Below are 13109 nucleotides of genomic sequence, written 5' to 3'. Positions count from 1 at the left end.
TCATCGTTTTATTAATTAAATTCGTAAATTTAACGCCCACGGCTTTACTTAATAAAATAATTAAGGAGAAAAAATGTTAGATTTAGCAATTATCGGCGGCGGCCCTGCAGGGCTAGCGGCGGGGCTTTATGCTACAAGAGGCGGTTTAAAGGACGTCGTGATGTTTGAGATGGGGATGCCCGGCGGGCAGATCACCTCAAGCTCCGAGATGGAAAACTATCCGGGCGTCGCCGCGGTAACCGACGGGATGAGCTTTATGGCACCTTGGCAGGAGCAGTGCTTCCGCTTCGGGCTGAAGCACGAGATGGTGCGCGTGCTGCGCGTCTCAAAAGACGGCGATGGAAATTTTACGATCTATCTCGAGGGCGATCAAACACGATGCGCGCGTGCCGTTATTGTCGCTACGGGCTCTACTCCGCGCCGCGCGGGGATCGAGGGCGAGGACGAGTTTTTCGGTCGCGGCGTAAGTACCTGCGCGACCTGCGACGGGTTTTTTTACAAGGGTAAAGAGGTTGCCGTCCTCGGCGGCGGCGACACGGCGTTAGAGGAGTCGCTGTATCTAGCTAAAATTTGCTCCAAAGTATACCTAATCCACCGCCGCGACGAGTTTCGCGCCGCGCCTTCGACCGTGCAAAAGGTACGCGAAAGTGAGAATATCGAGCTCATCACAAACGCGCTCGTAGAGCAGATCAAGGGCGATGCAAGCGGCGTAACTGGCGTCGTAGTCAAGGATAAAACAAGCGGCGCCACGCGCGAGCTGCAGCTGCCGGGGATCTTCGTATTCGTGGGGCTTGACGTGCGAAACGAGGTGCTAAAAGACGAAAGCAGCAAGTTCATCTGCGACATCACGCCGGGCGGGCAGGTCGCGGTAAATTTAAAGATGCAAACAAGCGTTAACGGGCTATTTGCGGCGGGCGATATGAGGCAGGATGCGCCTAAACAGGTCGTTTGCGCGGCAGGCGACGGCGCGGTTGCCGCACTTAGTGCGATTGCGTATCTGCAAGGACACGATAAATAAGCTTGTATTCGGCGTAAAATTTCACGGCGCGGCGGGTGAAACTGCTTCCGCTGCGTTTTAAATTTAAAACCGCACCTGAAATTTTGAATGAAATTTTATTATAAGAAAAGCGGCTAAATTTTAAAATTTTATAAAATTTAACCGCGAGATAGGGCGCTTATTGCCTTTCGTAGAAGCCCGCTATGACATCTTTTGACTTCATTTTATTTACGGGATCTTCTTTACCGTTCGTGATAAGTTTAAATTTATCAGACAGACTTACGCTTTTACCCTCATTTACGATAAAATTTAGCTCGATAGCAAGCTTTGATGATCCACCTTCTTTATGTCCGAAGCTCGCGTCCAACTGCTCTGCCGTTATTTGCGAGTAATAAACGGCTGCTTTTAAGCACTCCATAATAAAGTCTATGTAGATTTCGGTATTGCTTTCTTTTAGTATCTCCCCTTTTAATTTGTCGTCGCAATCGACCGACTTCCATTCTTCCTCAAAAATTCTATTTTGCCTTTGATTTTTAAGTGTTTCTTGAAATTTAGCTTCGTTTAATTTGCAGTATTCTTTTGCCAGCTTAAACAAACCCTGCGCGTCGTAAGCCTTGCCCTCATAAAAAGTCATAACCCTTTTTAAAGATGAGTCTAACATCTCTTGTTTATATGATTTAAGCCTATGCTCTACATCCACGTCGCAGACCATCTTAACCGTCTTTAATCCGCCGTTTTCCTCTTTGCTCCAGGTGATATTTTTGCAGATTTTCGAGCCCTCGATCGCCGTGCCGATACTCATAGACTTGAAATCAGGCAAAGTGTAGTTTTTCACGAGCTCTACTTCGTCTGCGCCGCATCCCGTAAAAATTAACGTCGCAAGCGCGACACCTAGTGCATATCTCATCTTCACTCCTTTGAAATAAATTCTGAAAATAATGCTACCCCCCCCCCTGCTTAAAAACGGGTAAATTTAGAGCTTAAATTTTAAAATTTCGCCGCAAAAATTTCGCTCTCTCAATCCACTAAATTCCATGCGCCGCAATTCTGCCGCGCATGCGGCGCTTTACGCCTTTTAGCGAAATAGTCTTGCGGTAAAATTACAAGATAAACCGTCCGCATCGCATCGCCGAAATTCCACGCGCAGTTTCGCGCACGAAGGCGGTAAAATTTAGAAATTTTAACCAAACTTTCGCTATCATCACGGCTTAAATTTTCACCCAAAGGAAACCGATGTTTGAATGGATCGCCTCACCCGAGGCATGGATCAGCCTGGCGACGCTCACGGGGCTTGAGATCGTGCTTGGCATCGACAATATCATCTTTATCGCGATTTTGTGCGGCCGCCTGCCCGAGGCGCAGCGCGGACGCGCCCGTATAATGGGGCTTGCGCTTGCGATGTTCACGCGCATACTGCTACTTCTTAGCTTAAGCTGGATCATGGGGCTAACCAAGCCGCTATTTAGCGTGCTTGCGCGCGATTTTAGCGGACGCGACCTCGTGCTGATCGGCGGCGGATTGTTTCTGCTCGTCAAATCCACGCTCGAGATCCACTCCAGCGCCACGGGCGAGGCACACGAGCGCAGCGCTAGCAGCGGCAAGGCAAGCTTCGGCGGCACGCTCGTGCAGATCGCCGTTTTGGACATCATCTTTTCGCTCGACAGCGTCATCACCGCCGTGGGCATGGCGCAGCACCTGCCCGTGATGATCCTCGCAGTCATCATCGCCGTGGGCGTGATGATGCTCGCTAGCGGCGCGATCGCGCGCTTTGTGGACACAAACCCGACGATCAAAATTTTAGCGCTTGCGTTTTTGATTTTGGTGGGCGTCTCGCTGATCGCCGACGGGCTGGGCTTTCACATACCTAAGGGCTACATCTACTTCTCGATGGCGTTTTCGCTGCTGGTGGAGCTCATCAATATCCAGATCCGCAAAAAATCCGCCGCAAAGTAGGAGGAACGGAATTTTGCGAGATCTGAAAGGCGCGCATGGGATTTGCTAAATTTCTTTCTCCGCAGCAAATCAAGCTTGCTCGCGGCACGGCTAGGGATTTGAAGCTACAGCCTGCGGCTGCAGGCACGGCTAAATTTAGCTTTACGCTGGAGCGCTTGCGCTTTGCGGGGAATTTGGACTTAAGGCGCGACGGACTTTATCTTCCGATACGCGAGGGCGACGAGCTGGCGGTGATATACGAGGCTTCAAGCTCAAATTCCGGCGGGGAGGCTTTGAGAGGCTTAAATTCCTGCCGCGAGGCCTTAAGCGGCGTAGGTTTAAGCGCTGAAAATTCCGCAGAGCGCCCTAACTGCGAAGTTTCAAGTAGCGGAAATTCCGCTGCCGCAAATTCAAACCGCGACGCACATAGCGATACCGCGGCAAGTGCACGACAAAATTCTGCGGTATCTGATTTAGTGGGCAAAGATCGCAGCGGCATAAATTCCGCCGCTTTGGGTTTTATCCGCGAAGACCTTAACGAACAGGCGAACGCTAATACGGAACTTTATACTTCGAGTTTGAATTGCAAAGATTTAAGCGGCTCCCTCTCTTTAAATTCTACCCGCGAGGAGCACGGCACTTCGGTAAATTTCGCCCCCTCCCCGCTAGATTTCGTTAATCTAAGCCTAGGCGCGCAGCGCTGGAAGGACGCCGGTAGCACGGCGCTCGCCGCGATATTTGCAGCCTTCGGCGTAGTGCTAGCTGCGATGAGCATCTACTGCATAATCTTTATCTTTGATGCAAGGGCTCCTGCGGGGCTGCTAGCCCTGCTCATCCTCGCGCCTTTTGCGTATTGCAGCTTTAGATTTATGCGAAGAGACTGGCGCGCCGCAAAGTTCGGACGCATATTCGTAGCGCTTCCGCACTCCAAAGAGCCCAAGCGAAGCGGCGAAGCGGAGGGCTATGCTAGCGGCGTGCGCGTGCTGCAAAGCGGCGACGTTTATTATTATGGCTTCGCGCTGGACGGGCTATATTTATCGGGCGACAGCAAGCGGCGTATTGTCTTTGACGCGCTACGCGCGGATCAAAATTTAGCGGAGCTTGCGGACGGCGAAAATTGCATGAAATTTAAGAATTTAGGCGCAGAAAATTCCGCAAATTCTGCGAGCGTTAAAAATTTTGCGAAATCAGCGAATTCTACAAGCTCTGCAAATTCTGCCAACGCAAGAAATTCTATAAATTCCGCCAGCTCCGCCGAAGCCGCGGCACCCGCTAAGACAAAGAACGCCTCGCAGAGCTTTGAGCTGCAAAACGGCGATATTCTTCGCGCCCGCTACAAAGACTACCGCGTAAGCGGGATTTGGAATCAAAGCCGCGGCATGAAGCTCGGCGATACGCGCAGCGGACTTCGGCGCGTGATAGATTTTATCGCGAGCGTGGCGCTTCAAATAGGTCTGCGTCTAGGCGGCGCGCTCGTGCTGACGCAGCTCGGCGATCACATCGGCGGCTCCTTCGGCAACGCTCTAAGCTTCATCGGATTTTTGCTGCTACTTAGCCTTATGCTTTGAAAGGCGAATTCCAAACGGCAGCCTCGAGGAATTTTACAACTTCAAGGAATTTCAAATTTCGGGATTTCGCAGAATTCTACAGCGAGCGGATTTGGATTTTAAATTGAGGGCGCAAATTCTAAATCCAAATCTCGCGCGGCGTAAATTTGCGCTATAATCTAGCGAAAATCAAAGATTTAAAGGATGCGACTTGAAAATTTTAATCTCGTTTTTGTGCTTATTAAGCTTCATGTTCGCCGAGGCAGCGCCCGCTTTGGCAGAAGGTGTAAACAGCGCTCAAAAGGATCAAAACCTAGAAATTTTAACCGCAAATTTAAGCACGGCGCTTCAGGAGATTGACGAAGCCGGGCATCGCCCCGATGGTACGCCTTGCGAGAGCATAGTTAGGTTAAGGGCTGCGTTTATGGAGTTTTTACAAAGCGTGGGCGAGAGAGCGCCTCAAATTTTAAAATCCTTAAAGTTCGCGCCGAATATGGCGATCTCGCAGGACGGCAAGTTTCGGGCATATTCGGTAGATATCAGCACCGGCGGCACAATGGGCGCGAGCTACGTAGCATATCAATATGCAAGCGGCGGGCAAAATTTCATTATGGATTTTGCGGACAAGGGTGCGCAGCAGCTGCAAGACTGCGTCCTTGGCGGCAGGCGGGATTGCGACTGCGGCGAATGGGCGCTTGATACCGCATGGGGTGGCGAGCGAGTGATAAAAATTTTTAAAGTTAAAGAAAATCTATATCTAGTTTACGGAGTATCAAAAGGCTCTAGCAAACTCGCAAGCGATAAGCTTAAGGCGGTAGAAGCAAGCGAAACGGGTATAAAAATGGCTGATATATTTCATTACGTCCGCTCATGCGGCGCAGATTGCGACTGCTCTAAGATGAGCTCTTTGGCGCCGCACGACTCCGCTCGCTTCGGCATAGAATATGATTTTTTCTCATACTTAGACGGCAGCGACGAGATAAAGAGCAAATACGCTAAAAAGACGTTTTTGACCTTTGAAAACGGCGCGTTGGGCGCTCTTAAGGTAAAATCTAGCGACAAATACCCTGACGGCGAGCTAATCAATGAATATAGATATTTTAAATTTGACGGCGAAAAATTTACGATAGAGAGTAAAATAACTCATTGCGAGCCCGGTAAATTTATAGAGGAGTTGGCCGCGCCCTCTAGCGCGCAGGGGCTTTGATGGGTACTGCGATACTTGGCGGGTGCGCTAAATTTTAAGGCGCGACAAAATTTCAAATTTCAGGCGCGTAAGATTTCGGCTGCGAAATTTTAAAATTCTAAATTTCAAAGCGTAAAATTTCAAGGCGCGGATTTTATTTTCAGGATTTCAAATTTTACGGTGCAGAATTTCGCAGTGTGGATTAAAATTTTAAATTTCAAAATGCGCGGAATTTTAAAGCTCTTAAAATTCCAAAGTGCGAAATCAAAAAGCAAAATTTTAAAATTTCAAGGCGTGCGAGACCGCGGCACGGCGTGTGAAGCTATAGTGCGCGAGGCTGTGACACACAAAGCTGCGGCGAGCCGCCCGCTAGCTCCAAATTCTTTCGTTTAGTTTTAGGTTTTTTACGATCGCTAAAAAGTGCGAAAGCTCGCGCTTGAGCTGCGCGGCAGGGTCGCGGCGTAGCACGCTTTCGTCGATGTCGGGCTCGAAATTATCGCGCCCCGTATTTACGAAAATATAAATTTTGCTATCTAAAAAGCTAAGGCTAACGGGCGCGGCTACGGCGCCTGCGAAGCGCAAGAGCCTCCGCATAAAGGCGGGCGTTAGAATATACATCGCGCCCGCCGCGTCCTCGCAATACACGGCGAAGGCGGCGTTAAACTCCGCATCGTCCATATCTATCTTTTTTAGCCCGCCTGTGTTCGGCGCGCCGGCGCGAGCGGGAAAAATCAGGGTTTTGGCACTTATGCGTTTGTTAAATTCCGCGTAGAAAAAGGTGCCGAGGATTTCGCTTTCCGAAAATCTATTAAATAAACTTACGTCACAAAATGCGAACTTCACGCCGTCATAAACGCCCGAAACCCTGTCGTTGCCGTATAAGTATCTGTCTAGTCGAAAAAAGAGTCCCGAAAGCTTGAGTTTAGCAGGATCGATATCGCCTGAAACTTCATATCGATAGCCGAATGCCTTAAAATAGGGCATCAGATAGTGCTCTTTAAAAGCGCGCCGAAATTTTACCGAATAGTCTTGCTTAAAGTCTCTAAACAATACAAACAAGCTCGAAGCGGCCAAGATTAAAGTTATAATCGCGAGTAAGATATATTTGGAAGTCGTAGGGCGATTTTGTAAATCAACTAGAAATAGGCAAATTATAAAAAGACCCGCGGCTTGGATTATCGTAGCTTTTATGGAGGCCTGATCGCACAAAACGGCTACTATAAGAACAACCGCGAATAATCCGATCAACGGCAACAAATCCGCCATGCCTCCTCCGTCGCGTAGCTTGTATAACAAAAACGTGCCGTAGCCGAGCATGCACGCCGCCGCGAAGATCGTATTTCTTTTCGCCTTATACAAAAGCCCCAGCCTGATCTGCTCCAGCTCGCTTGCGCTCATCTCGCTCCTTTTAAATTTGAGATGGATTATGACGCTTGCGGGCTTTAAATTTGCTTACGAACGGCGACGAAATTTTAAAATTTCGGCTTGGATAAATTTGCGGTTAAATTTAGCGGCGGATTGTTTAAATGGAACAAAGGCGGGATTTCTGTAGAAATTTAAGCGGCGCCAAATTTTAAAATTCCGTGCCGCGAATGGAGATAAAATTTTACGGACGCGATTTAAAATTCGCTATAAAATTTCATCTGCGCAGCAGCGTAAAATTTCGCAAAATAGACGCCGTAGTTTATGCCGCGAAATTTACGAGCGCCTGAGCGAATGTCGCGAAATTTACGGACGTCCGCGCCGCAAAAAGCACCGCGCGGACGCCGCTAGCAAAATTTAGATTTTTCTATAAGGCGCCTGACCTACTTCGTAGAAGTTGTTGCCCTCGCTGTCGATCGCTACGATAGCGGGGAAATCCTCGACGGTAAGTCGCGCGACCGCCTCGGGGCCGAGCTCAGGGTAGGCTAGCACTTCGTATTTTTTGATGCTTTGGCTGATTAGCGCGCCCGCGCCGCCGATAGCGACCATATAGACGCAGCCCGATTTTTTCATCGCCTCAACGACGGCGTCGCTGCGATAGCCCTTGCCGATCATGCCGTTGATGCCTACCTCGTTTATCATCGTAGGAGTATATTTATCCATGCGTCCGCTAGTCGTAGGTCCTGCAGCACCGATTGCCTGCCCGGGTTTAGCAGGAGTCGGTCCCAGATAATATATCGTCTCGCCGGCTAAGCTTACGGGTAGCTTCTCGCCGCGAGCGAGGGTTTCGGTTAGAGCCTTGTGTGCGGCATCGCGGGCTGCGATGATGGTGCCGCTGATTAGGACGTTATCGCCCGCCTTTAGGCTTTTTACTACGCTTTTATCGAAAGGTGCGGTAATTCTTTTAACTTCTGACATGATTTCCTCCTTATAGTTCGGCGTCGGCATGGCGAGCCGCGTGGCAGTTGATATTAACGGCGACCGGAAGCCCTGCGATGTGGGTCGGATACCACTCTACATTTACCTTAACGGCGGTGTTTATGCCGCCCAAACCCTGCGGACCGACGCCCGTAGCGCGCGCCATCTCTAGTAGCTCATCCTCTAGCTTAGCGTAGCGCTCGTCGGGATTTCTGCTGTCGATCGAGCGAACCGCGGCTTGCTTGGCTAAAAGCGCCGCCTTATCCATCGTGCCGCCGATACCGACGCCTACGACCATCGGAGGGCAGGCGTTAGGACCAGCGTATTTGACCGCCTCTAAAAATACCTTTTTTACCCCCTCGATGCCGTCTGCGGGAACGAGCATTTTTAGCACCGATTTGTTTTCGCTGCCGAAGCCTTTTGGGGCTACTTTGATCTTAAGCTTGTCGCCGGGGACGATGCGGGTATTGATGACCGCAGGGGTATTATTCGTGGTGTTTTTTCGCTCAAAAAGCGGCTCTGCGACCACGGATTTACGCAGATAGCCGCCTACGTAGCCGTCCGCAACGCCTGCATTGATAGCATCCTCCAAATATCCGCCCTCGATATGCACGTCCTGCCCGAGTTCGACAAAAACCACCGTCATACCGGTATCTTGGCAGATCGGTGCGACCTCTTTCGCCGCCAAATCAGCATTTTGCAAGAGCTTGCCCAAGATATCTTTGCCGATAGGCGAAGTCTCATTTTCGCGTGCTTTCTCAAATGCTGCGCGCATGTCGGGCGTAACTTGATAACAGGCTTTTTTGCAAAGCTCGCTGACTACTCTGGTAATTTCATCCGCTTGGATCGTTTTCATGATCTCTCCTTGTATTGAAATTTTAATGGATTATATTCCGTTAAACTAAAAACTTAGTTTAAAATTTTATCTTCATTTAATAAATTTTAACAAAAGGCTAGAAAATAAGCGGTTTTTAATCTTTTTATAATAAAATACCACTTTCCGAATTATCAAATACTAAAAATTTTGCGAAGAAATTTTAAAATCAAGGAAACCTATGAAAAAGAAAACTCTTGTGCTGCTCGTGGGCGCTTGTGTGCTTATAGGAATGATACTTTCTCTTGGGATTGCGGAGATGGTTCACCTTACGGGCACCGATAAATTCTGCGTATCCTGTCATACGATGCAGCCGATGGCAAACGCCTTTCACAACGATGTTCACGGCGGCAATAACCCGCAAGGCTTCAAAGCTGATTGCGTCGCCTGTCACGTTTCTCATGAAAATACCTTTATGTATCTTTGGACTAAAGCTCTAACCTCCGCAAATGATGTCTACAAAACGGTCTTTACCGATGCCGATAAGATCGACTGGCAAGAAAAACGCAAGGAGCGAAATCATTTCGTTTATGAAAGCGGCTGTCTAAGTTGCCATCGAAATTTAAAAGAGCAGAATAACCAAGTAAATAAAGCCTGGCTCGCGCATAGGGATTATTTCGCGGGCACTACCGGCAAAACCTGCGTGCAGTGCCACGAAAACGTCGGTCACAAAAATATGGGTATAGAGATCACCAAATATTGGGATAAATACAACCGAGAAAATAACAAAACCAAGTAAAGGAGAAGCAATGCTAAAAAAAGTCGCTATTTTAATAGCCTGTATCGCATCGTTTGCATTCGCAGAAATGCCCGCGCAGCATGCGAATATGTCCGCGTCGGACGCGAACGTAAGCAATTCTGTAAACGTTAGTCTTACGAAGAATTTAAAGGTAAATAGGCAGCTTACGCCGCTAGCTAGACGCTGCGTCGAGTGCCATGCCGAAAAAACTCCGGGCGTCGTTGCGGATTGGAAGATGAGCCGCCACGCTCACGTAGGCGTTAGCTGTACCGACTGCCACTCGCAGCCAGCAGATAGCCCTATGGCAGCTAAAGAGCCGCATCCGAAAGATACAGACAATCATATTTCGGTGCTAGTTAGCCCAAAAACCTGTGCTAAATGCCACAGCAACGAGGTTAAAGAGTTTGAAAACAGCGGTCACGCAAGAGGCGCTATGCAAATGCAAGCCAACAAAGGAATGGTTGATCTAATGTATCACTACGAAGGACGTGATATCCCTGATCTTAAACATGCACCTGATATTACCGGTTGCTCTCAATGCCACGGTAGCGTCGTTAAAATGGATGAGCATAACAAGCCTACCAAAGAGACCTGGCCTACATATGGCATCGGTACGGTTTATCCGGATGGTGGCGTAGGCGGATGCAAATCGTGCCACTCGGGTCATAAATTTTCGATTGCTGAAGCTCGTAAGCCTGCTGCTTGCGCATCTTGCCACTTAGGACCTGATCATCCGGATATCGAAATTTACAACAACTCAATGCACGGACACGTATTTAACGCTGAAGGCAATGAGTGGAAATTTGACAGCGCTCCTGGTACTTGGGCAGTTCCTGATTACCGCGCTCCTACATGCGCGACCTGCCATATTAGCGGCGGTGTGGGTGATCTAAACTCTACTCACAACGTATCTCAACGCTTGAAGTGGAATTTGTGGCAGCCTAAGAGCAATCTACGCACCGGCGGTAATGAGACTGCGGTAAGCGAGTTTTTAAATACCGGCAAACTAAACGTTGGCAATCCTTTGGCGGGCAACCTAAACGGTCCTGAGGCGGCGCGTGCCGAGATGAAGCAAGTATGCAAAGAGTGCCACGCAAGCACCCATACGAATAATTTCTTCGAGATGGGCGATAAACAGGTGCTTTTATACAATGTTTATAACGACGAAGCAACTAAGATGCTAAAAGAGCTTAAGGAAAAGAAACTTCTAAAAGACGATCCTTGGGCGGATGCGTTCCAGCGAATCTATTATGTTTCATGGCACCACGAGGGTCGCAGAATGCGCCAAGGTGCGCTAATGGGCGGACCTGATTATTCGCATTGGCACGGTGTATTCGAGGTCAAAAACGACATCAGAGAGATGCGCGAAATCTATGAGCGCCGCATCAAAACCGGTAAGATCGAGGAATAATCCTTTTTAGTCTGCCAAATTCTGCCAGACTAAACAGATCAAGCTTGTAAGCCCCTGTACTTCGCAGGGGCTTTTTTATTTGGATAAAATTTTAGAATTTTATTTTGTGATCCGCAAAGCCCATCGAAAATCGCCCCTAAAAGCCACTACAAAATCACTGTCTAATTATTTAAGATCATTGAGAATTTATGACGGAAATGGCTGATAAATTAGAGTAAATTTATCTCTTTGCAATCCAAAATTAGCTACAATCGCGCATATCATTTAAAAGGAATTTTATGGACAAGCAAACGGCATTAGACTTTTTGAGACTTCATCAGCCGATGCCTGCGCAGCTTTCGGATCAGCTCGCGGCAGAGTTTCGCGCGGTGCGGGAGTTTTTGCGTGATAATCCCTGTGACGAGGCGCTTGAGCCGCTTTTGCGCTCGCTAAACGAGGGCGACGGCGCAGGTGAATATCCGCTCGTGGACGAGGTGTTAGGTACAGCGGACGATGCTGCTGCGGTAGCTGCGATTAGAGCGGTCTTGGAGGATCCAAACACGGGCAGCGGAGCGCGATTTTGGGCGACGCTTTTTAGCGTGAGCTTCGTCCGTAAGGAGCTCATCGCAAGTCTGGAGACATCGCTTAAATACGCAAACGATGATTTGATCGAGCTTACGAAGGAGCAGATCGAAATGTTCAAGCAGCTGACGTAAAGTTAGCTGCTTAACTTATGATTGCGCTTTACTCGCCAGATTGCGCCGCTACAAAGCAAATCCAAATTTATAAAAATCAGCTTAATCGCAGGCTGCTTTTAAATTTTTAAAATTTTGCAGTCGCTTAAAATTTCTAGAGGCGGCGATTATGCAAGAGGCGCGCTTTATTTTCTATGCGCTGTGGCAGGCGTCCTGTGCGAGGGTTGCTATCGGCAAAGAATAGCGTCGCCGTTAAGCGACAAGCGGCGTAGGTATCGAGAGATATGTGCCTAGGCAAGGGTAGAAATTTCACGGCGTCGTTTGAAGTAAAATTTTAAATCTGCGGGCTTGTGATAGAATTTAAGTCGTAATAATGAAGCAGAATTTAATATGCGGCGAGCTCACCGCTGAAATTTTAAGCTTGCGTCGCGCAGTGACGAGATTTTGCTCGGTGTAATCCGTACGAAATTTTAAGCCGTAAAGATAAAGCGGAATTTCTCATACGTGATTTTTTGAGACGAAATTTTAAGTAATGAGTTTGAAGCGGAATTTTAAGGTGCGAGTTAGAGGCTATAAACTCGCACCGCCGATAGAGGATACCGCGTCTTTTTTGCTCTGAGAACTCCTACCGCACGGCAAAGAATTTTGCGCCATTTCGCACTACAGCTACAGACCTCGACCACGCAGTGAGCAAGGCTACGCTATGCGACTAAGGATATTGCGCATTTCATAAGCGATCTTGTAGCGAGATTAGATTATGAGTCTCGGCGTGCGGCATAGGAATTTGGGCGGGTGTGATCCGTGCAAGGTTGCGTGGCACAGATTTTGCGCCCCCATCTGCACCGCCGAAAATTCTACTGAGCGGAGTTGCGATCTAGAAATTTTGCAGCGGCACAAAATTGCCTAGCGCGGATTTTGAGCTTGCGCGAAATTTCGCACCGGCTAGCATTTGAGAGGCGTAAAATTTAAAATCGCATATCGCTTTAAAATTTTAAACTTATGAAATTTGAGCCGCGCTTACTTTTAAATCCTAATTATGCGCCGTGCTTGGCGATGAAATTTTAAAATTTTATTGCGCCAAGAGCAGCTCGATCAATCGGCGGACGCAGCTAAAAATAAGATAGATAAAATGCATCAGCGCGTGAAGCGGGTCTAAATTTAAATTGCGGGCGAAATTTTAAAGCGTGGCCTAGACCGCTTGCGGGCGTTCGGTTTCGGCTTTAAAATAGTTAAATTTAGCGCTGGCACCCGCAAGACGCTTCGGCTATCTGATTTTTGCGGTGCCGAAGCAAAGTCCGTTTTCGTTGCACTGCATATTTTCGATTTGCGGATCCTCGCTTTCGCCGCAAATTTGAATCATCTGATGTGACGCCTCGTCCATTTTGGGCTCGCTGCAATGCGAAACGCCT

Annotated in this window: 12 protein-coding genes; 7 read left to right on the top strand and 5 right to left on the bottom strand. The window is 48.5% G+C overall.

Going from position 1 to position 13109, the window contains the following annotated elements:
- The first annotated feature begins 73 nt into the window (after positions 1–73).
- Complete coding sequence (trxB, locus tag Q0095_RS09040) at positions 74–1018, top strand: thioredoxin-disulfide reductase (RefSeq protein WP_297883204.1); 945 nt, start codon at positions 74–76, stop codon at positions 1016–1018.
- A 157-nt stretch (positions 1019–1175) separates the two neighbouring features.
- On the opposite strand, the gene Q0095_RS09035 is transcribed toward trxB, so the two are convergent.
- Both Q0095_RS09035 and Q0095_RS09030 read right to left on the bottom strand, forming a co-directional pair.
- Positions 1176–1904, bottom strand: a complete 729-nt coding sequence (locus Q0095_RS09035; RefSeq protein ID WP_297883203.1) for a hypothetical protein — start codon at positions 1902–1904, stop codon at positions 1176–1178.
- Positions 1905–2014: 110 nt separating this feature from the next.
- Complete coding sequence (locus Q0095_RS09030; protein WP_297883202.1) at positions 2015–2221, bottom strand: hypothetical protein; 207 nt, start codon at positions 2219–2221, stop codon at positions 2015–2017.
- A gap of 9 nt (positions 2222–2230) precedes the next feature.
- Here Q0095_RS09030 and Q0095_RS09025 point away from each other — a divergent pair, with 9 nt between their 5' ends.
- From Q0095_RS09025 to Q0095_RS09015, 3 genes are all read left to right on the top strand, one after another.
- Positions 2231–2950 (top strand): TerC family protein, encoded by a 720-nt coding sequence (locus Q0095_RS09025; protein WP_297883201.1) that lies wholly within the window; start codon positions 2231–2233, stop codon positions 2948–2950.
- A gap of 35 nt (positions 2951–2985) precedes the next feature.
- Positions 2986–4497, top strand: coding sequence for a hypothetical protein (locus tag Q0095_RS09020; RefSeq protein ID WP_297883200.1), 1512 nt, complete (start codon positions 2986–2988; stop codon positions 4495–4497).
- Between the two features lie 190 nt (positions 4498–4687).
- Positions 4688–5683 (top strand): hypothetical protein, encoded by a 996-nt coding sequence (locus tag Q0095_RS09015; protein ID WP_297883199.1) that lies wholly within the window; start codon positions 4688–4690, stop codon positions 5681–5683.
- A gap of 348 nt (positions 5684–6031) precedes the next feature.
- Here the strand turns inward: Q0095_RS09015 and Q0095_RS09010 are convergent, their stop codons facing one another.
- The 3 genes from Q0095_RS09010 to Q0095_RS09000 form a co-directional block, all read right to left on the bottom strand.
- Positions 6032–7060 (bottom strand): DUF3137 domain-containing protein, encoded by a 1029-nt coding sequence (locus Q0095_RS09010; protein ID WP_297883198.1) that lies wholly within the window; start codon positions 7058–7060, stop codon positions 6032–6034.
- Positions 7061–7441: 381 nt separating this feature from the next.
- Entirely contained in the window at positions 7442–8002 is a 561-nt protein-coding gene (locus Q0095_RS09005) for a Fe-S-containing hydro-lyase (protein ID WP_177389396.1), read from the bottom strand.
- Positions 8003–8012: 10 nt separating this feature from the next.
- Positions 8013–8858, bottom strand: coding sequence for a fumarate hydratase (locus Q0095_RS09000; protein WP_297883197.1), 846 nt, complete (start codon positions 8856–8858; stop codon positions 8013–8015).
- Between the two features lie 199 nt (positions 8859–9057).
- Here Q0095_RS09000 and Q0095_RS08995 point away from each other — a divergent pair, with 199 nt between their 5' ends.
- The 3 genes from Q0095_RS08995 to Q0095_RS08985 all read left to right on the top strand — a co-directional run bounded on the left by Q0095_RS08995 (position 9058) and on the right by Q0095_RS08985 (position 11721).
- Complete coding sequence (locus Q0095_RS08995) at positions 9058–9615, top strand: NapC/NirT family cytochrome c (protein WP_291940163.1); 558 nt, start codon at positions 9058–9060, stop codon at positions 9613–9615.
- 10 nt (positions 9616–9625) lie between these two features.
- On the top strand, positions 9626–11026 hold the full coding sequence (locus Q0095_RS08990; protein WP_297883196.1) for a multiheme c-type cytochrome: 1401 nt from the start codon (positions 9626–9628) through the stop codon (positions 11024–11026).
- Between the two features lie 278 nt (positions 11027–11304).
- Positions 11305–11721 (top strand): hypothetical protein, encoded by a 417-nt coding sequence (locus Q0095_RS08985; RefSeq protein WP_297883195.1) that lies wholly within the window; start codon positions 11305–11307, stop codon positions 11719–11721.
- Positions 11722–13109: the final 1388 nt, after the last annotated feature.

The sequence above is a fragment of the uncultured Campylobacter sp. genome (genome assembly GCF_938045535.1).
Lineage (GTDB): Bacteria > Campylobacterota > Campylobacteria > Campylobacterales > Campylobacteraceae > Campylobacter_B.
The sequence above is the reverse complement of the archived record's forward strand: the minus strand, read 5'-3'. Positions and strand labels throughout refer to the sequence as shown.

Bases quoted from the DNA above. Each gene is read 5' to 3' on its own strand.
- Q0095_RS08985 (WP_297883195.1), top strand. From the start codon at position 11,305: ATGGACAAGCAAACGGCATTAGACTTTTTGAGACTTCATCAGCCGATG.
- Q0095_RS09025 (WP_297883201.1), top strand. From the start codon at position 2,231: ATGTTTGAATGGATCGCCTCACCCGAGGCATGGATCAGCCTGGCGACG.
- Q0095_RS08990 (WP_297883196.1), top strand. From the start codon at position 9,626: ATGCTAAAAAAAGTCGCTATTTTAATAGCCTGTATCGCATCGTTTGCA.
- Q0095_RS09020 (WP_297883200.1), top strand. From the start codon at position 2,986: ATGGGATTTGCTAAATTTCTTTCTCCGCAGCAAATCAAGCTTGCTCGC.
- trxB (WP_297883204.1), top strand. From the start codon at position 74: ATGTTAGATTTAGCAATTATCGGCGGCGGCCCTGCAGGGCTAGCGGCG.
- Q0095_RS09005 (WP_177389396.1), bottom strand. From the start codon at position 8,002: ATGTCAGAAGTTAAAAGAATTACCGCACCTTTCGATAAAAGCGTAGTA.
- Q0095_RS09000 (WP_297883197.1), bottom strand. From the start codon at position 8,858: ATGAAAACGATCCAAGCGGATGAAATTACCAGAGTAGTCAGCGAGCTT.
- Q0095_RS09010 (WP_297883198.1), bottom strand. From the start codon at position 7,060: ATGAGCGCAAGCGAGCTGGAGCAGATCAGGCTGGGGCTTTTGTATAAG.
- Q0095_RS09035 (WP_297883203.1), bottom strand. From the start codon at position 1,904: ATGAGATATGCACTAGGTGTCGCGCTTGCGACGTTAATTTTTACGGGA.
- Q0095_RS08995 (WP_291940163.1), top strand. From the start codon at position 9,058: ATGAAAAAGAAAACTCTTGTGCTGCTCGTGGGCGCTTGTGTGCTTATA.